This window comes from Arthrobacter sp. AOP36-C1-22 (assembly GCF_052377515.1).
In the GTDB taxonomy this organism is placed as follows: Bacteria; Actinomycetota; Actinomycetes; order Actinomycetales; family Micrococcaceae; genus Arthrobacter_H.
On sequence record NZ_JBQSWW010000010.1, the window covers coordinates 1 to 16,717 of the forward strand.

Annotated in this window: 18 protein-coding genes and 1 riboswitch; of the genes, 4 read left to right on the forward strand and 14 right to left on the reverse strand. The window is 67.9% G+C overall.

What is annotated here, in order from left to right:
* Nucleotides 1-127 precede the first annotated feature (127 nt).
* From ACT3S6_RS07480 to ACT3S6_RS07545, 14 genes are all read right to left on the reverse strand, one after another.
* Complete coding sequence (locus tag ACT3S6_RS07480; protein ID WP_444554428.1) at nt 128-634, reverse strand: flavin reductase family protein; 507 nt, start codon at nt 632-634, stop codon at nt 128-130.
* A 52-nt stretch (nt 635-686) separates the two neighbouring features.
* Nucleotides 687-801: riboswitch (SAM riboswitch) on the reverse strand.
* Nucleotides 802-1,016: 215 nt separating this feature from the next.
* Entirely contained in the window at nt 1,017-1,472 is a 456-nt protein-coding gene (gene rplI, locus ACT3S6_RS07485) for a 50S ribosomal protein L9 (protein WP_444554429.1), read from the reverse strand.
* Between the two features lie 15 nt (nt 1,473-1,487).
* Nucleotides 1,488-1,727 (reverse strand): 30S ribosomal protein S18, encoded by a 240-nt coding sequence (rpsR, locus tag ACT3S6_RS07490; RefSeq protein WP_007269381.1) that lies wholly within the window; start codon nt 1,725-1,727, stop codon nt 1,488-1,490.
* A gap of 68 nt (nt 1,728-1,795) precedes the next feature.
* Nucleotides 1,796-2,371: a single-stranded DNA-binding protein gene (locus ACT3S6_RS07495; protein ID WP_444554430.1), complete on the reverse strand. Its 576-nt coding sequence runs from the start codon at nt 2,369-2,371 to the stop codon at nt 1,796-1,798.
* 41 nt (nt 2,372-2,412) lie between these two features.
* Nucleotides 2,413-2,718, reverse strand: coding sequence for a 30S ribosomal protein S6 (gene rpsF / locus ACT3S6_RS07500; RefSeq protein ID WP_444554431.1), 306 nt, complete (start codon nt 2,716-2,718; stop codon nt 2,413-2,415).
* 195 nt (nt 2,719-2,913) lie between these two features.
* Nucleotides 2,914-4,236 (reverse strand): M18 family aminopeptidase, encoded by a 1,323-nt coding sequence (locus tag ACT3S6_RS07505; RefSeq protein WP_444554432.1) that lies wholly within the window; start codon nt 4,234-4,236, stop codon nt 2,914-2,916.
* Between the two features lie 25 nt (nt 4,237-4,261).
* Nucleotides 4,262-4,447, reverse strand: a complete 186-nt coding sequence (locus ACT3S6_RS07510) for a hypothetical protein (RefSeq protein ID WP_444554433.1) — start codon at nt 4,445-4,447, stop codon at nt 4,262-4,264.
* Between the two features lie 3 nt (nt 4,448-4,450).
* On the reverse strand, nt 4,451-5,227 hold the full coding sequence (locus ACT3S6_RS07515; RefSeq protein WP_444554434.1) for a response regulator: 777 nt from the start codon (nt 5,225-5,227) through the stop codon (nt 4,451-4,453).
* A complete protein-coding gene (locus ACT3S6_RS07520; RefSeq protein WP_444554435.1) occupies nt 5,224-6,528 on the reverse strand; it encodes a sensor histidine kinase in 1,305 nt (434 codons plus the stop codon). Before ACT3S6_RS07520 ends, ACT3S6_RS07515 begins: the two co-directional genes overlap by 4 nt.
* A gap of 130 nt (nt 6,529-6,658) precedes the next feature.
* Nucleotides 6,659-7,516: an ABC transporter permease gene (locus ACT3S6_RS07525; RefSeq protein ID WP_444554436.1), complete on the reverse strand. Its 858-nt coding sequence runs from the start codon at nt 7,514-7,516 to the stop codon at nt 6,659-6,661.
* The gene (locus ACT3S6_RS07530; RefSeq protein ID WP_444554437.1) at nt 7,513-8,466 is read right to left on the reverse strand and encodes an ABC transporter ATP-binding protein; all 954 of its coding nucleotides are present in this window, start codon (nt 8,464-8,466) and stop codon (nt 7,513-7,515) included. Before ACT3S6_RS07530 ends, ACT3S6_RS07525 begins: the two co-directional genes overlap by 4 nt.
* Nucleotides 8,467-8,590: 124 nt before the next feature.
* Complete coding sequence (locus ACT3S6_RS07535) at nt 8,591-9,226, reverse strand: response regulator (protein ID WP_444554438.1); 636 nt, start codon at nt 9,224-9,226, stop codon at nt 8,591-8,593.
* On the reverse strand, nt 9,219-10,520 hold the full coding sequence (locus tag ACT3S6_RS07540; RefSeq protein WP_444554439.1) for a sensor histidine kinase: 1,302 nt from the start codon (nt 10,518-10,520) through the stop codon (nt 9,219-9,221). Before ACT3S6_RS07540 ends, ACT3S6_RS07535 begins: the two co-directional genes overlap by 8 nt.
* Before the next feature lie 9 nt (nt 10,521-10,529).
* Nucleotides 10,530-12,059 carry a glycosyltransferase family 87 protein gene (locus ACT3S6_RS07545; protein WP_444554440.1) on the reverse strand — a complete coding sequence of 510 codons (1,530 nt, stop codon included), beginning with the start codon at nt 12,057-12,059 and terminating at the stop codon, nt 10,530-10,532.
* Between the two features lie 118 nt (nt 12,060-12,177).
* On the opposite strand from ACT3S6_RS07545, the gene ACT3S6_RS07550 reads away from it, so the two are divergent.
* The 4 genes from ACT3S6_RS07550 to ACT3S6_RS07565 are packed head-to-tail and all read left to right on the forward strand — an operon-like array spanning nt 12,178 to nt 16,717.
* A complete protein-coding gene (locus tag ACT3S6_RS07550) occupies nt 12,178-13,389 on the forward strand; it encodes a cytidylyltransferase domain-containing protein (RefSeq protein WP_444554441.1) in 1,212 nt (403 codons plus the stop codon).
* Between the two features lie 26 nt (nt 13,390-13,415).
* Nucleotides 13,416-14,312: an N-acetylneuraminate synthase family protein gene (locus ACT3S6_RS07555; protein WP_444554442.1), complete on the forward strand. Its 897-nt coding sequence runs from the start codon at nt 13,416-13,418 to the stop codon at nt 14,310-14,312.
* Nucleotides 14,313-14,327: 15 nt separating this feature from the next.
* Entirely contained in the window at nt 14,328-15,329 is a 1,002-nt protein-coding gene (locus tag ACT3S6_RS07560; protein ID WP_444554443.1) for a glycosyltransferase family 2 protein, read from the forward strand.
* The gene (locus ACT3S6_RS07565; protein ID WP_444554444.1) at nt 15,326-16,717 is read left to right on the forward strand and encodes a polysialyltransferase family glycosyltransferase; all 1,392 of its coding nucleotides are present in this window, start codon (nt 15,326-15,328) and stop codon (nt 16,715-16,717) included. Before ACT3S6_RS07560 ends, ACT3S6_RS07565 begins: the two co-directional genes overlap by 4 nt.

Consider the following 16,717-nt stretch of genomic DNA (forward strand, 5'->3'; position numbering starts at 1 on the left):
GGTAATGTGTCTAGCCAGGCGCCGCTGCGACGTTCTGTATTCAATGATCAAGAACGGGACCCTCTACCAGGCCAAGACTCCGATAGCGGCTTGACCAAAAGCATAGGGACACCCCCCCCCAGCGGTCCTAGACCAGGGCCTCCGCCTGCAACGTGCGGAAGGCCGAACCGTGGAAGACCAACGGGTCATGGGCCCCGTCGTGTCCGGCATGGCCGTGGACCCGCAGGAGGACCACATGGTGGTCCCCGGCGGGGAATTCGCGTTCCACGCTGCAGTCCAACCACAGGGAGGCCTCGTTCAGGAACAGGGCCCCTTCATCGGTGGAGTCCAGCCGCAACCCGGCAAACCGGTCACCCGATTTGGAGGCGATCTGCCGGCAGACCCGCTCATGGGCCTCGCCGAGAACCGACACGCCGATCCGGCCCGCGGCCCGCACGATGGGCCAGGTCCGGGAGCTGTTCTGCACCGCGAACATCACCAACGGAGGGTCCATGGAGACCCCGACGGTGAAGGAGGAGGCGACCAGGCCCTGGGCCTCGCCATCGATGATCGCGCACAGGGCGGCGATTCCCGAAGGGTGGCGCGCGAAGGCCTGGCGGAGTGCGTCGGGTTGAAGATCATGGGACAGTGTCATCTGCTCTGCTTCCGGCGTATGGCACACCGGTGGATCCCGGGATCCACACGGGGTGCGGTACTTGCCGCCCGGGGAGCCGGACGGCCGAATCATCACCTGGAGCACCCCACTACCGTGAGAGGGTTGCCGGCCACCCAGCCAGGGCTTGGAAGGTGGCGCTCTTGATTCATGGTCCACGCTAGGGCCGGTGGGTCCCCGGGGTCAAAGATCTCCGCAATATTTCGCAAGATCGCCTCCCGGGGGCCACAGCCGGAGGCACATGGGCCGCCGACGATGTCGGGCCTTAACGACCGAGGGGCCCTGCGCTTACGCGCAGGGCCCCTCGGGTCCACCGTGGTCGGCTCCACCTCCCGTGGGGAGGGTAGCCGGTTCGCGGTGGTGGCTACTTCTTCGCGGCGACGACCTGCAGGTCGATGGTCGCGGAGACGTCCTCGTGCAGACGGACGGTTGCCTGGTAGTTGCCGGTCGACTTGATGTGCTCGGGGATTTCCACCGTGCGCTTGTCGATCGAGCCGAGGCCGGCGGCCTCGACTGCGTTGGCGATATCGGCGGTCTTGACGGTGCCGAAGAGGCGACCACCCTGGCCGGCCTTGACCGTGATCTTGACCGCCTGGGCGGACAAGTTCTGGGCCAATGCCTGGGCATCCTCGAGGGATGCGATGGCGCGAGCAGTGCGGGCGGCCTTGATGGACTCGACCTGCTTCTCACCACCCTTGCTCCAGAGCAGCGCGAAACCGCGGGGCAGCAGGTAGTTACGTGCGTAACCATCCTTCACCTCGACGACCTCGCCAGCGGTACCAAGACCGGTTACTTCGTGGGTCAGAATCAGCTTTGCCATGGTGTTATCCCTTTCCTAGCCGCGGCCGGCGCCGGAGTAAGGCAGCAGGGCAACTTCGCGCGCGTTCTTGATGGCCTGGGCGATCTTGCGCTGCTCCTGGACGGAGACGCCTGTCACGCGACGGGCACGGATCTTTCCGCGGTCGGAAATGAACTTGCGCAGCAATGCTACGTCCTTGTAGTCGATGACGGTGATGTCAGCGGCCTTCAAGGGATTGGACTTTGGTTTGGGCTTACGGAGTTCAGCCTTAGCCATCGTGGAGCTCCTTTATCTGGTGGAGCCCGCAGAATTTTTCCGCGGGATGGTGAATAAGAGGTGTTGCTTTAGAAGGGTGGTTCGTCGGACCCGCCGGCATTGCCCCATCCACCGTTATTGGAGGAGGAGGCCCAGGGGTCCTGAGCCGGAGCGTTCCAGGTGCCGCCCTGGTTTCCGCCGGGGTTGCCCCCACCGAATCCAGCGTTGCCGCTCTGGTTTCCGCCACCGAAGTTTCCTCCGGCATTACCGCCGCCGAAGCCGCCACCACCCGAGTTGTTGCGCTGGGTGCGGGTGACCTTGGCGGAAGCGTAGCGAAGCGAGGGGCCGATCTCGTCGGCATCCAGCTCCATGACGGTGCGCTTCTCGCCTTCCTTGGTTTCGAAGGAACGCGACTTCAACCGACCCTGGGCGACGACGCGCATGCCCTTGGTCAGCGTCTCGGCGACATTTTCGGCAGCATCGCGCCACACCGATGCGCGAAGGAACAGCGTTTCGCCGTCCTTCCACTCACTGGTCTGGCGGTCGAAGGTCCGCGGGGTCGAGGCAATGGTGAAGTTCGCCACTGCAGAACCGGACGGGGTGAAACGCAATTCCGGGTCAGCGGTGAGATTTCCGATGACCGTGATGACGGTTTCGCCTGCCATGGTGCCTCCTTGAGTCGGTTTCTACGAAAAGTCGACGCAGACTACTCTGCGACGACCTTCTGGTCTTCCGGGCGGGTGATCTTGGTGCGCAGGATCGTCTCGTTGAGCGAGAGCTGGCGGTCAAGTTCCGCGGAAGTGGCCGGGGTAGCGGTGAAGGTAACCACCGCGTAGATGGCTTCTGCCTTCTTCTTGATCTCGTAGGCCAGCCGGCGGCGGCCCCAGATATCAACATTGTCGACGGTGCCACCATCGTTGCGGACGACATCAAGGAACTTGCCAAGAGTCGGTTCCACGGTACGTTCGTCGACCTCGGGGTCGATCAGTACCATCAGTTCGTATGCACGCATGTGAACCCACCTCCTTTGGGCTAAACGGTCACGGTCTTTCCGTAACAGGAGGTTCTGTGCGTTGGCCGAAGTCGTTTCAGGGGTCAGAAACGGCACAAACAGCCTGACACATCATACCCGATGCCGGTTCCACCACCCTAACCCGCGCCTGCGGCGAAGCGCAGGGGGCCCCTGGGGCCTGTGGACGGCGGCGGCTCAGCCGGCGAAGAACCCCCGGGTCACGCGGGCCAGGGCCAACGGATCCTCGACCGCACACATTTCACGGGCCGAGTGCATCGAGAGCAAGGCGATGCCGACGTCGACGGTGCGGATGCCCAACCTGGTCGCGGTCAGCGGTCCGATGGTCGACCCGCAGGGCATGACGTTGTTGGAGACGAACTCCTGGTAGGGAACGTCGGCCGCCCGGCAGAGGCCCGCCCAGAGCCCGGCCCCGACCGCATCGGTGGTGTAGCGCTGGTTGGCGTTGATCTTCAGCAACGGGCCGCCACCCAGGACCGGGCGGTTGGCCGGATCGTGGCGCTCGGGATAGTTGGGGTGCACGGCGTGGCCGGCATCGGCGGAGATGCACACCGAGTCGGCGAAGGCCCGGGCCCGTTCCTGGACCCCGCCGCCTGCCGCGTCGACGATGCGTTCGAGCACATCCTGCAGGAAGGGCCCGCTGGCCCCCGAACGGGAGGCCGAGCCGACCTCCTCGTGGTCGAAGGCCGCCATCACCGCGATATGTCCGGGCCCGCCGTCGTTCCCGGAGAAGGATTCCGTCCCCGCCCCCGACTGTTCGGCGTGACCGATCAGCGCCAGCAGGGAGGCGTGCACCGAGGAGAGGTTGTCCAACCGCTGGGAGGCCAGGAACTCGCCCCGGCTGCCGAAGACCGCAGGCTCCTGGGCAATGGTGGTGACGATGTCGTATCCGGTGATCGTGTCCGGGTCGACGTCTGCGTCCTCGGCCAGCAGGGCCAGCAGATCGGCCTGGCTCGGGTCCCCGAGCCCCCAGACCGGGTTCATGTGCTGCTGCTTATCCAGGGCGAGCCCGTCATTGACCGCCCGGTCCAGGTGGATGGCCAGCTGCGGGAAACGCAGCAGGGGGCCGGTCTTCACCAGGTGTTCGGCCCCGTCGGAGGTGACCACGCGGCCGGAGAGGATCAGTTCGCGATCGAGCCACGAATTCAGCAGCGGTCCCCCGTAGACCTCGACGCCTGCCTGGAGCCAGCCTTCGCGGCCGGTCGTCGGCTTGGGTTTGAGCTTGAACCCGGGGGAGTCGGTATGGGAACCTAGGATGTGGAATCCGGTGGTGGCGGTGGTTCCTGCGGGAACGAACCAGGCGATGACCGCCCCGTCACGCACCGTGTAGTAGCCGCCGGGGGTGTCGTCCCAGTCCTGAGTTTCGGCCCGCCGGGTGAACCCGGCGCCGTCGAGCCGGCGGGCGACCTCGGTCGCGGCATGGAAGCTGGACGGCGATGCCGTGACGAACGCCCCCAGGTCCTTGGCGTGTTCCTGTGCTTCCGACGTGGCCATACCCATCCTTAGGTGTTGTGTGGTCCGCAACTCAACCGCGGTTCCTGCCATTCCACCCGCCGTGGCGGTAAACGGCAAATGCCACCGCCAGCACGCCGACGCCCATCACCACCGGTCCGGCCACCGGCTGGTGGAGCACCGCGACGAGAAAGGCCCCCGAGGCGATCAGCACCACGGCCAGCATGAACCACGGGTTCCGCAGGAATTCTATGTTCATGACCTAGTAGTCCAGGCCCTGGCTCGGAACCACCAGGCCGGTCTCGTAGGCGTAGACGACGGCCTGGACGCGGTCACGCAGATGCAGTTTCGTCAGGATCCGCCGCACATGGGTCTTCACCGTGGCCTCCGAGAGGAAGAACCGGTGGGCGATCTCCGCATTCGAGAGCCCCTCGGAGATGGCCCCGAGCACCTCAAGTTCACGGGGGGTCAGATCCTGCAGGAGGGGATCACGTTCGGGATGTCCCGTGGCCGACGCGGCGGTTTCGGCCCCCTGCGGCGTCGTGCTCTCCGACGGGGCACCATCGGGCCGTCGCACATAGGTTTCCAGCAGCCGGGCCGTGATACGCGGGGCCACCACGGCATCGCCGCTGGCCACCAGCCGGACGGCATTGACCAGTTCGGCCGGGGCCACGTCCTTGAGCAGGAACGCCGAGGCGCCGGCCCGCAGACCGGCGAAGGCATATTCGTCCAGGTCGAAGGTGGTCAGGATGATGATCTTCGCGGACGGGACCTGTTCGGCGATGCGACGGGTGGCCTCGATCCCGTCCACCTTGGGCATGCGCACGTCCATGAGCACGACGTCGGGGATGGTTTCCAGCGCGAGGGCCACCCCCTCCTCGCCATCGGAGGCCTCCCCGGCGATGGAGAGGTCGTCTTCACCCTCCAGGATGAGCCGGAATCCCATGCGCAGCAGTGGCTGGTCATCGACCAGCAGGATGCGGATGGGGTCCCCCGGTCGCGGTTCCGCGGGGCCCGGTGGCATGGGGTGTTCGTTCATCGTGTGGTTTCCCCCTGGGATGACTGGTGTTCGATGGCCTGTTCGGGAACGGTGAGGATGGCGTGGACGACCCAGCCTCCGCGGGGTCCGGGGCCGGCATAGACGGACCCGTCGTAGATGGCGGCGCGTTCGCCCATGCCCTTGAGGCCCTGGCCGCTGCCGATGGCATCGCGGGTGGTCCCGGGGAGCTGGCCGTTGTCGGTGACCTTGATCCGTACGGTGTCTTCGTCCCGGGAAAGGTCCACGTTCACGCGGGTCACCCCCCGCCCGTAGCGCAGCACATTGGTCAGCGACTCCTGCACGATCCGGTGGATCGTTAGTTGGAACGCGGCGTCGACGGGGAGCGCGGAACCGGAGTGTTTGATCTGCAGCGGGAGCCCGGCAACCCGGAACCCTTCGAGCATGTCACTCAGTGAGGACGACGCCGGTTGGGGCGCCAAGGGGGCGTTGGACCCGTCGCGGAGCACTCCGATGACACGGCGCATATCCGCCAGGGCCCCGCGTCCGGTGGAGGAGAGTTCGTCCAACACCCCGGCGGCGCGTTCGGGGTCGCGCTGCAGCACGACCCGGGCCCCGTCGGAGAGGGCGATCATCACCGAGAGCGAGTGGGCGACCACGTCATGCATTTCCCGGGCGATGCGGTTGCGTTCGGCCACCTGGGCCAGGCGTTGGACCCGGGAACCCCAGTTGGCCAGTTCGGCTTCATGCAGCCTCTTATTGCGGACCGTGGCACCGATGCCCACGACGGAGAAGTTCGACAGGACGGTCAGCGCAGCCATCATCCAGACGAACGTTTCCGCTGGGGGGGTGTCTTCGACCAGGAACCGGGTGGCCGCCTCGGGTACTTGGAAGGCCGGCAGGACAACGACGAACTGCACGAGGAGTTGCATGGCGCTGAGCAGCGCAGCCATCGTGAACATACGCCGGGCGGTATATAGCGTGGCCGTCGTGTAGAGGACGAGCCAGACGGCGATGCTGGTCGCCGAGAAGAAGGGGTCCATCAGCTGCATGCCGACTGCCAGGAGGAAGACCACCCCCAACACGGCCATCGGCCAGCGCCGCCGGAAGACGAGCAGGACAGAAATGAGGAGCACGCCCACCCAGGGCGCCCAGCGGCCGTTGACCGCCGATTCCAGCCCAGAGGCCGCGGTGACCAGGAAATAGGCGACGGCCAGCGCCACATCAACGCACGTACGGTGCGAACGCATGAAACGGCGCAGCGGGCCCCGCCGCTGATCGGTGAGCTCGGCAAAGGTCTGCGCCGGTGTCTCCGGGACCTCCCCCGGCGGTGCTGTGCTCATGATCCCAGCTTAGCTTTCGGTCTCAACGGGTGGGTGGGTCCGGGAAAACCGCGGGTGGCGGCGGCCGTTCGTTCCGCCACCACCCGCGGTGGATCAAGATGCCGGCCGGGGCCCCGGCCGGCGATGGCGACTAGACGTCGCGGCGCCGGATGACCAGCATGGTGGCCACGATCGGGATCACGGCCCAGAGGCCCAGGACCACGCCGGACTGCCACTGCTCCAGCGCGCCGTCGGCGGGCGTGGCGCCGACGAGGTTGGCGAAGGAGGCATCCGGCAGGAAACGGCTGGTGTCCTGGATGAAGTCGTTGGTAATCAGGGCCAGGACATTTGGTAGGACGAAGACGATCCCGACGAGCGTGACGATCGCCCCGGCCGAGTTGCGCAGCAGACCACCCAGCGACATGCCGAGCAGGGCAATGACGGCCACATAAGCGGCACCGATCCAGAGGTAGCGCTGGAACGTCTCGCTGGAGAGATCCTGTTCCAGCGAATAATTGGACAGGATCGGCATGATGACCAGGGCCGCCAGCAACGTCGAGACCACGGTGAGCACGAGGGACACCACCGCAACCAGCAGGGTCTTGGCCAGGACAACAGGGGTTCGTTTCGGGATGGCGGCGAAGGTGGCCCGGGCCATGCCGGTGGTGAATTCGGAACTCATGACCAGCACGCCGATGGAGCCGACGATGAGCTGGGAGAACATGATCCCCGAGGAGGCAATCGAGTTGCCGAGCTCTTCCATATCTCCCATGGCCGCCGCGGCTTCGGGATCACCGCTGAGGGCCTCCTGCGAGGAGCCGATGCCCCAGGCTGCCACTGCGGCGATGCCGATCATGATGACCAGCGTGGTCAGCAGGAGGATGAGGGAGGAGGGCACCGAGGTGAATTTGATGGTCTCGGAGCGTACGGCCCTGCCGAAGGAGGTTCCCTTGCCCTCGGTGGTGCGGGGCTGCTGGGCCGCGGGGGCCTGGTGGGTGTCGGTGCTCATTTGCTGGCCCGCCTTCCGGTTTCACGTTCTTGCTCGGCCCCGGTGACCGGGCCCGAGTGGTATTCGACGTCGTCGCGGGTCATGTCCATGTAGACGTCCTCGAGGGAGGCCTGCAGCGGGGTGAGTTCGTAGACCAGCACGTTGGTGTCCAGCGCCCGGCGGGCGATGTCGCGGGGGGTGATGCCCTGGATTTCGAGGGCATCGGGGCCCGTGGTGGTGACCGTGACTTCCGGTGCTGCCAGCGATCTGACCAGTTCGTCGGGGGTGTCGGTGCGCACCTTGGTGCGGGCGCCGCCGGCCCCGGAGAGGACGTCGGCCATGGGGGCGTCGGCCAGCAGCTTGCCGCGGCCGATGACGATCAGGTGGTCGGCGGTCTGCGCCATTTCGCTCATCAGATGTGAGGAGAGGAAGACGGTGCGGCCCTCGGCGGCCAGGCCCTTGGCCATGTTCCTGACCCACAGGACGCCTTCGGGGTCCAACCCGTTGACCGGCTCATCAAGGATCAGGGTGTGGGGATCCCCCAGCAGGGCGGCGGCGATGCCGAGGCGCTGACCCATGCCCAGCGAGAACCCACCGACCTTCTTCCGGGCCACGGGGGCCAGTCCGGTGAATTCGATGACCTCGTCCACGCGGCGGTTGCCGATGCCGTGGGTCGCGGCCAAGGTGCGCAGGTGGTTGCGGGCCGAGCGCGATTTGTGCACGGCCTTGGCCTCCAGCAGCGCCCCGACCTCACGCAGCGGGGCCGCGTGCTCCGCATAGCGTTTGCCGTTGACGGTCACGTTGCCGCCCGTGGGGCGGTCGAGACCGACGATCATGCGCATCGTGGTGGATTTGCCGGCGCCGTTGGGGCCGAGGAAGCCCGTGACCTTACCGGGCTGGACGGTGAAGGACACGTCGTCCACCGCGCGTTTCGAGCCATAGTTCTTGGCGAGAGAGGTTGCCTGGATCATGCTTCCACGCTACGCACCCGTCCCGGTGGCGTCGCCGCCCCTACGGATGATCTTCGACCCCGCCGGTGTACGACTTCAGGACGACGGGCCGGTGGTCCTGTGGCGGGACCGGTCGTGCGGGGGCTCAGCGAATGAGGCGCAGGGTGCGGGCCTGGTCGATGGCCGCGGTCCGCGTATCGACCCCGAGCTTGGAGTAGATGTGGATCAGGTGGGTTTTGACCGTTGATTCGGAGATGAACAGTTCCCGGGCGATCTGCCGGTTGACGAGCCCCCGGGAGAGCAGACCGAGCAGTTCGAGTTCGCGCGGGCTCAAATCGGTGGCCGCGTTCCGGGCCGCGGGGTCCATCCGGGCGGCCACCTCTTCGGAGAGGACCCGCCGCCCCCGGGCGGCATCCCGGACCGCGGCGGTCAGCCGTGCCAGCGGGGCATCCTTGAGCAGGTAGCCGGCCGCTCCCGCATCGAGGGCGGTCCGGATATCGGAGTCTGAATCATAGGTCGTGAGGATGAGGACGGGCGGTCCGCCGGCCGAGCGGATCCTGCCGGTGGCCTCGACCCCGTCCATGCCGTCCATCTGCAGGTCCATCAGCACCACGTCCACGTGTTCGCCGAGGGTTTCCAACCGGTTCAACTGGGCGATCGCCGCCGCACCGTCGGCGGCCTCCGCCACGACGCGTAGTCCCGCCTGCTCGGTCAATACCGCCTTCAGCCCGGCCCGGACCACCGGATGGTCATCCACCAGCAGCAGGTTCAGTTCATCCATGTCCATCCTCCGTTTCGCAGGGGATCCGCACGGCCACCACGGTGCCCTCCCCGGGCGCCGATTCAACCTCCACGGTTCCGTCGAGGGCGCCGATCCGCGCCCTGAGTCCAGAAAGGCCGAATCCCGTCCCGTCATCGCGCGGCGTGGCAGGCAGCGTGTCGGGATCAAAGCCGATCCCGTCGTCGTACACATCCAGGGTGACCTCCCCGGCCAGGTAGCCCAGGCTGAGGATGGCCCGAGAGGCCCGGGCGTGGGCCAGGACGTTGGCCAGACAGGATTGTCCGGCGCGCAGCAGGGCCCCGGCGACGTCGGGGCTCAGTGCCTGCGCCTCGCCGTCCTCCCGGAATCGGCATTCCAGTGCGTCCCCGGCGGCCCGTGCGGTGCGTTCGGTGGAGGCGCAGAGCCGGGCGAAGCGTCCGGCCAGGGCCCCGGCGGCGGCTTCGGCGGTTCCGGCGGAGAGCCCCCGGACGAAGTCGCGGGCCTCGCCCAGGTTGTCCGAGGCGGTGGTGGCCACCGTTTCGAGACGCTGGCCGGCCAGTTCAGTATCCCCGGAGTCCAGGGCGGCACGGGCCGAACGGGAGACCAGCACAATGCTGGAAAACCCCTGGGCGAGGGTGTCGTGGATATCGCGGGCGAGTCGTTCGCGTTCGGCCAGGACTCCGGCGCGGTGCTGCTCCCCGGCCAGCGCGGCCCGGGTACGGCGCAGCTCATCCAGGGCCCGACGTTGGTTCACGCCCTCGGTGTAGAGGGCCTGGTAGGCGAAACCCATGACGACGGAGAACGCCGCCCCGAAGACCGGACCGACGATCCCGGCGACCATCACCGACCCGGCATGGGCCCATTGGGCGCCGATGACCACCAGGGTCAGCCCGACGATGGCCAGCAGGGCGGTGCGGGTGCGCAGCAGATGCATCTGCAGGAAGAACAGCGGGAAGGCGAGCCAACTGAAATCGGGGTGCAGGGCCATCAACGCCAACCACAGCACGACGACGATCAGCAGCCAGCTGCGCGAGAACCGGCTCGGATCCGGGGCGAGGCCGTGGGCGTATCGGTTTTCCCAGGTGGTACCCCACAGATAGATGACGGCCAGGACCCCGGCCAGCAGGATCGAAGCCAACCGCGTGGCGGGGGTCGTATCGGTGACCAGGACCCGCACGATGCCCACCATCAGCAACAAGGCGAAGCCCACATGCAGGGATACCCGCAGCACGCGCAACACCATGCCACCGGGAGTCTGCCGCAGTGCTGCGGCCTCGGAGCCCGGCGGGGCGGGGGGTTGATTCGGTTCGTTCACGGTTCCAGCCTAGGGCGAGAGGTCTGCCGGTGGTTCCACCGTTTGGTGGACCTGCCGCCGCGGCGGCCTGCCGATCCACCGGAAGGCGGGCAGCGGATCGCGTTCGGCCCCGGCGTAGGGTCCTGCCTGCGGGTCGTCCTGGCCGACCCGTCGGACCGGATCGGTCTGCGGATCCCAGATGCTGCGGGCCACCTTGTACATCAGATAGGCGGTGGCCAGCATATGGGCGGCCACGGCCAACACGTAGAACGCCTCGGGGAAGGTGTTCTGCTCCTTGATGTCGGCGCTGGACGAATACAGGTACATCCAGATCGCCCAGAAGTGCAGGGCTTCGACCACCTGCCAGACCAGGAAGTCACGCCACCGCGGCCAGGCCAGGGCAGCCAGCGGGATGAGCCAGACCACGAACTGGGGCGAATAGACCTTGTTGAACAACACGAAGGCGGCGACGACGAGGAAGAGCAGCGAGGCCACCCGCGGCCGCCGGGACGCCAGCAGCCCCAGCACGGCGATTCCCGCGCAGCTGGCGGCGAAGAGCCAGAACGCGGCGGAGTTGATGACCTCGGGGGTGAATTCGGGGGCCCCGGGCAGCACGCCGGCGGTGACGTTCCAGGCATGCCAGAGCGAGGACAGCCCCGCCCCGCGATCCCGCGTGAATTCCAGGAAGTAGCTCCAGGCCCCGAAGTTGGCGATCATGAACGGCAGGTTCACCACCAGCCATGACCCCGCGGTGCCGGCAGCGACCATCAGCAGCGGGCGCCATCGTCCGGTGCGCAGGGCCAACACCAGCACGACGCCCAGGAAGAGGATCGGGTACACCTTCATCGAGGCACCCAGACCGATGAGGATCCCGGCCACCAGCGGCTTCTCCCGGGCGAAGGCCAGCAGGGCCAGGGCCAGGAACGCGACGGCCCACACATCCCAGTTGATGGTCGAGGCCAGGATCATTCCCGGGGCCAGGGCGACCATCACGGCATCCCAGGGCCGCCGGCCTGCGGCCCGGGCGGTGGCGATGACGATGATGAACCAGAGGACCACCACCATCAGCAGGTTCACGTCAAAGAAGGCCAGCGTCCGGTCGTAGTCCCCGGGCACCACCAGCAGGGCCGCGAAGGAAGCCACCGCCGACATGAGCACCGGATATTCGAAGTGGGCCCCGTCGGCGAAGGGGGCGAAGGCATTGGTGTCGAATCCGCGGGAGGCGAAGAGGGCGGACCAATCCGAATAGCAGGCCCAGATATACGCGTTGGAACCACCCCACCCCAGGGTGCGGCACATGTTCTTGGCCAGAATGGCCACGATCGCCGCGACGATCGTCAGGACCACTAGCACGCGTTCGATGGTGAAGAACCCCGGAGACACCCGCCCCGGGGAGGTGAAACGCCCCAACGGGCCGCCGATGACCTCGGTCAGCCGGCGCAGCAACGGATCATTGCGGCTGGGCACGGTGATCCGCAGCGGGCCACGCCGCGTCCCCCGGGACGTGGAGGTTCCCCGGTCCGTGAAGTGGCGGGCCGGGGGCCTGGGCTTCTCGCTCATGGAATCAGCCTATCCGGCGCGGCCGTACAGCAGATCGCCCCCGGATGTATCGCACACCACATCCGGCGTTAACCCGCTGGTGGGTCCCACGACACCTCCACTGCCTAGCGTCGAAACCATGCAGCAGCCACAGAGTGAAAACGTCCTGGTCGTCATCCCAGCCCGCGGCGGATCGAAGGGCCTCCCGTTGAAGAACCTGCGCCCGGTGGGCGGCACGTCGTTGTTGGCCCGCGCCATCGACGCCGCGCTGGCCGCCCCGTCGGTCACCGACGTCGTGGTCAGCACCGACCATTCGCAGATCCGCAACGAGGCCCACGCCCGGGGGGCCCGCGTCATCGACCGTCCGGCGGCCCTGGCTTCCGACGGGGCCAGCAGCGAATCGGCCCTCGGCCACGCCCTGGACACCCTCGAGCACCTTCCCGACGTCGTCGTGCTGCTGCAGTGCACCTCCCCGTTCATCAACCCGGCCCATCTGGAGGCCGCCGTGGCCTCGGTGCTGCAGAACGAGGCGGATGTCTGTTTCAGCGTCACCGAGGACCATTCGTTCATCTGGTCGACGGAACAGGGGGCCGTGACCGCCGTGGGCCACGACGCCGGACACCGCCCACGACGCCAGGATCGGATCCCCCAATACCGCGAGACCGGCGCCTTCTACGCGATGCGCACCACCGGATTCCGCCAGGCCAACCACCGCTTCTTCGGGAGGCTGAAGTTCCAGGTCGTTCCGGCCTCCGACGCCCCCGAAGTCGATTCCCCCGAGGACCTGGACCTGGTCTGCGCGTTGGCGGCCCGGCGCGCCGGCCGGGCCTCCGGCCCGCCGCTTCCGGGCATCGACGTGGACGCCCTGGTGACCGACTTCGACGGCGTCCACACCAACGATGCGGCCCTGCTGGCCTCCGACGGCTCCGAGTCCGTCACCGTGTCCCGCTCCGACGGGATGGGCATCGCCCGGTTGCGCCGGGCGGGGAGGCCGATGCTCATCCTGTCCACCGAAACCAACCCCGTGGTCGCCACCCGCGCCGCCAAGCTCGGCGTCGACGTCGTGCACGGCGTGCAGGACAAGGCCGGCCGGCTCCGCGCCTGGATCGATGAGCACGGCCTGGACCCGGCCCGGGTGGCCTATGTCGGCAACGACGTGAACGACGTGGCCGCCATGGATTCCGTCGGCTGGCCGATCGCCGTCGCCGACGCCCGCCCCGAAGCCCTGGCCGCCGCCCGCCTCGTGCTCCAGAAGCCCGGCGGCCGGGGAGCCGTCCGTGAGGTCTGCGAACGCATCCTCGAAACCCCCCACCGTCCAATGGCCGCACGGCTGTTGGTCTCCACCCCCTGAAACACCTCCAACGAAAGGGAACCATCATGACCACCGAAGCCATCACGCAGGACGCCCCCGTGAACATCGGCACCGAAAGGATCGGGGCCAGCCAACCGGTCTACGTCATCGGCGAGATCGGGATCAACCACAACGGCGATGTGGACGTCGCCAAGCAGCTGATCGACCTCTCCGCGGCCGCCGGCGCCAACGCCGTGAAGTTCCAGAAGCGCACCCCGGAGATCTCCACCCCGCACGACATGCGCGATAAGATCCGCTCCACCCCGTGGGGGGAGATGACCTACCTGGACTACCGGTACAAGGTCGAGTTCGACGCCGCCCAGTACCGCGACATCATCTCCTATGCCCGCAGCCAGGGCCTGGAGGCCTTCGCCTCTCCCTGGGACGTCCCCTCGGTCGAGTTCATGGAGGAGCAGGGCGCCGCAACCCATAAGGTGGCCTCGGCCTCGGTGACCGACCTGGAGCTGCTGCGTGCCCTGCGCGAGACGGGCAAGCCGATCATCCTGTCCACGGGCATGTCCACGATCGAACAGATCGACACTGCCGTGGAGACGCTGGGCACCGGGAACCTGGTCCTGATGCATGCCACCTCCACCTACCCGCTGCCCCCGGAGGAAGCGAACCTGCGCATGATCCCGACATTGCAGGAACGCTACGGGGTCCCGGTCGGCTATTCCGGGCACGAACGCGGTCTGCAGATCTCGTTGGCCGCCGTCGCCCTCGGGGCGGTGACGGTCGAACGACACATCACCCTGGACCGGACCATGTGGGGCTCCGACCAGGCCTCCTCCCTGGAACCGAAGGGCTTCGAATCGCTCATCCGCGATATACGGATCCTGCAGGAGGCCATGGGCGACGGCGTCAAGAAGGTCTTCCCCGGCGAGCTCGCCCCGCTCTCCCGCCTGCGCCGCGTCGACGCGTAGTCCCGGGACGACGAGATGACCACCCCCTTGCTCAGCATCGTCGTGCCGGCGAAGGACCAGGCCCCCTTCATCCGCGACACGATGACCAGCCTGGAGCACCAGTTCGACGATCCACGGGCCCTGGAGGTCATCGTCGTCGACGACGGTTCCCGTGACGGGACCGGGGAACTGGTGGAGGCCTTCGCCGACCGGCTCCCCGGACTGGAGATCCTGCGCAACCAGGAGGCCCGGGGCCTGGCCACCGCCCGCAACCAGGGCCTCGAGGCCGCCACCGGCACCACGGTGGCCTTCCTGGACGGCGACGACTGGCTGGCCCCGGGCCATCTGCCTGCCTGTCTGGCAGCCCGGGACCGGCTGGACGTGGACTTCCTGCGGGTCGACCACATCCGCGTCACCGACGGGCGCCGCACCATCCACCGGGCCCCGCAGGCCCGCAGGGACACGGTCCTGGACCCCCGGGCCTCGATCCTTCCGGAGACCGGGACCACCCTGGTCGACTACCCGTATGCGTGGGCGGGAATATTTCATCGGCGGCTGGCCGACGCCGGCCTGCTGCACTTTCCCGACGGATTGTTCACCGCCGAGGACCGCCCGTGGATCTGGCGCCTGCACCTGAACGCCGAGTCCTTCGCCGTCATCGAATCCCCCGGGGTGCTCTATCGGCGCGGGGTGGCCACCTCGCTGACGCAGATCCAGGACCGCCGGCAGCTCGACTTCGCTCGGGCCTTCGCCCTGGCCTTCGAGGTCGTGGCCGCCGATCGCGACTCCCCGACCTACTGGCCCAAGGTGATCCGGCAGTTCATGGCGGTCTGCTGCCACCACCTCTCCCGCAGCGCCGGAATGACCGCGGCGGTGAAGTCGGAGCTGGAGGCGGCGATCACCCGCACGATGGCGGCAGCCCCCCGCGGGATGCTCATGGCGGCCCTCGACGGGCTCGAGGCCCGACGACGGGCCCTGCTGCTGCCCCTGCTTCCCGCCAACACGTCGACCACCCCTCCCCCGGAAGGAGCCCGATGATCCAACTACTCACCGCGTCCACGCTGTTCCAGGTGGCCTCGCTGGCCGCGATGATCGATGCCGGGGCGCTTCCGGCACCGCGGGGCGAACGCGTGCTGCTGCTCATCGACGGATCCCAGCAGCCCGAGCTGACCGGCAGCATCGCCGACTCCCCGGGCTTCGGTGACCTGGCCTCCCGGTTCGACCGGGTCGAGGACTTCGGCGAACTGCTGTTGCCGCGTCGGCCGGCCCAGTTCAATCCGCGCGAGGAGGAACTGTACCTGTGGCAGCGGCTCCTCCGACGTGGCCTCGGCCTCGGGGCGGAGGACGTGCAACTGGTCGTCGATTCGATCCAGGCCAATCCGGCCCGGGCGATCCTGCGGATCTTCCACGATTCACTCTTCCTGGTCCACTCGGACGGACTGATGACCTACGGTCCCACCCGCAACCTGCTCCCGGCCTCGATCCACCAGCGGCTCGACGGGCTGCTCTACCTCGATCTGGTGCCCGGACTGCAGCCGTTGCTGTTGCGCGAATTCGCCCCGCCACTGATCCCGGTGCCCCCGCAACCGCTGGCGGACCTCATCGCCGGGCTCGCCCGCTCCACCATGGTGCACGATCCCCGCCCGGCAGCCAACGGCCGGCCGAAGACCGCGTTGGTGCTCGGCCAGTACCTCGCCCACCTGGGGCTCATGGACGATGAGGAGGAACGTGTCCTGCATCGCGAGATGCTGCGCGAAGCCGAACGCCATGGTGCGACGGCGGTGATCTTCAAACCCCACCCGGCCGCCGGCCCCGCCTCCGGACGCCAGCTCGAAGAAGATGCCGCCGCACTGGGTCTGCAGTTCACCCCACTCCAGGAACCGGTGCTGGCCGAAACGGCCGTCGCCCTGCTGCGCCCCGACGTCGTCATCAGCTGCTTCTCCACGGCGCTGCTGACCATCCGCGCCATCTTCGGCACCGAAACCGCTGCCGTGGGGACCGAGATGATGCTCGAACGCCTCAGCCCGTACGAGAACTCCAACCGGATCCCCGTCACCCTCATCGACGCGCTCCACCGCCGGGGCCTGCCGCTGCCCGGTGACGACCCCCTGGGCTCCGAGGGGTCGCTGACCCGGCTGGTCACCGCCGTCGGATACTGCATGCAGCCGCAGCGGCTGGCCGCGGAGGAGGCCACCACCCGGGAATTCCTAGCCGGACACCACGCCCGCTTCGCCAAGTACTTCAAACGCCGCCGGTTGACCCGCCTGGATCTTCCCGGGGCCCTGCCCGCCGGACGGCCGGCCCCGGGGCTGGCGGCCCGACTGACGCGGCGCCTTCCCGCCCGGGTGCACCGGCGGCTGGGCCGGGGTCTGCGGTCGATGCCGCGCCGACTGTCCACCGTGGCCTCCTGTGTCGCCCGCGGTTGA

Coding starts and splice junctions, on each gene's coding strand:
- ACT3S6_RS07480 (WP_444554428.1), bottom strand. CDS start 634: ATGACACTGTCCCATGATCTTCAACCCGACGCACTCCGCCAGGCCTTC.
- rplI (WP_444554429.1), bottom strand. CDS start 1,472: ATGGCAAAGCTGATTCTGACCCACGAAGTAACCGGTCTTGGTACCGCT.
- rpsR (WP_007269381.1), bottom strand. CDS start 1,727: ATGGCTAAGGCTGAACTCCGTAAGCCCAAACCAAAGTCCAATCCCTTG.
- ACT3S6_RS07495 (WP_444554430.1), bottom strand. CDS start 2,371: ATGGCAGGCGAAACCGTCATCACGGTCATCGGAAATCTCACCGCTGAC.
- rpsF (WP_444554431.1), bottom strand. CDS start 2,718: ATGCGTGCATACGAACTGATGGTACTGATCGACCCCGAGGTCGACGAA.
- ACT3S6_RS07505 (WP_444554432.1), bottom strand. CDS start 4,236: ATGGGTATGGCCACGTCGGAAGCACAGGAACACGCCAAGGACCTGGGG.
- ACT3S6_RS07510 (WP_444554433.1), bottom strand. CDS start 4,447: ATGAACATAGAATTCCTGCGGAACCCGTGGTTCATGCTGGCCGTGGTG.
- ACT3S6_RS07515 (WP_444554434.1), bottom strand. CDS start 5,227: ATGAACGAACACCCCATGCCACCGGGCCCCGCGGAACCGCGACCGGGG.
- ACT3S6_RS07520 (WP_444554435.1), bottom strand. CDS start 6,528: ATGAGCACAGCACCGCCGGGGGAGGTCCCGGAGACACCGGCGCAGACC.
- ACT3S6_RS07525 (WP_444554436.1), bottom strand. CDS start 7,516: ATGAGCACCGACACCCACCAGGCCCCCGCGGCCCAGCAGCCCCGCACC.
- ACT3S6_RS07530 (WP_444554437.1), bottom strand. CDS start 8,466: ATGATCCAGGCAACCTCTCTCGCCAAGAACTATGGCTCGAAACGCGCG.
- ACT3S6_RS07535 (WP_444554438.1), bottom strand. CDS start 9,226: ATGGATGAACTGAACCTGCTGCTGGTGGATGACCATCCGGTGGTCCGG.
- ACT3S6_RS07545 (WP_444554440.1), bottom strand. CDS start 12,059: ATGAGCGAGAAGCCCAGGCCCCCGGCCCGCCACTTCACGGACCGGGGA.
- ACT3S6_RS07550 (WP_444554441.1), top strand. CDS start 12,178: ATGCAGCAGCCACAGAGTGAAAACGTCCTGGTCGTCATCCCAGCCCGC.
- ACT3S6_RS07555 (WP_444554442.1), top strand. CDS start 13,416: ATGACCACCGAAGCCATCACGCAGGACGCCCCCGTGAACATCGGCACC.
- ACT3S6_RS07560 (WP_444554443.1), top strand. CDS start 14,328: ATGACCACCCCCTTGCTCAGCATCGTCGTGCCGGCGAAGGACCAGGCC.
- ACT3S6_RS07565 (WP_444554444.1), top strand. CDS start 15,326: ATGATCCAACTACTCACCGCGTCCACGCTGTTCCAGGTGGCCTCGCTG.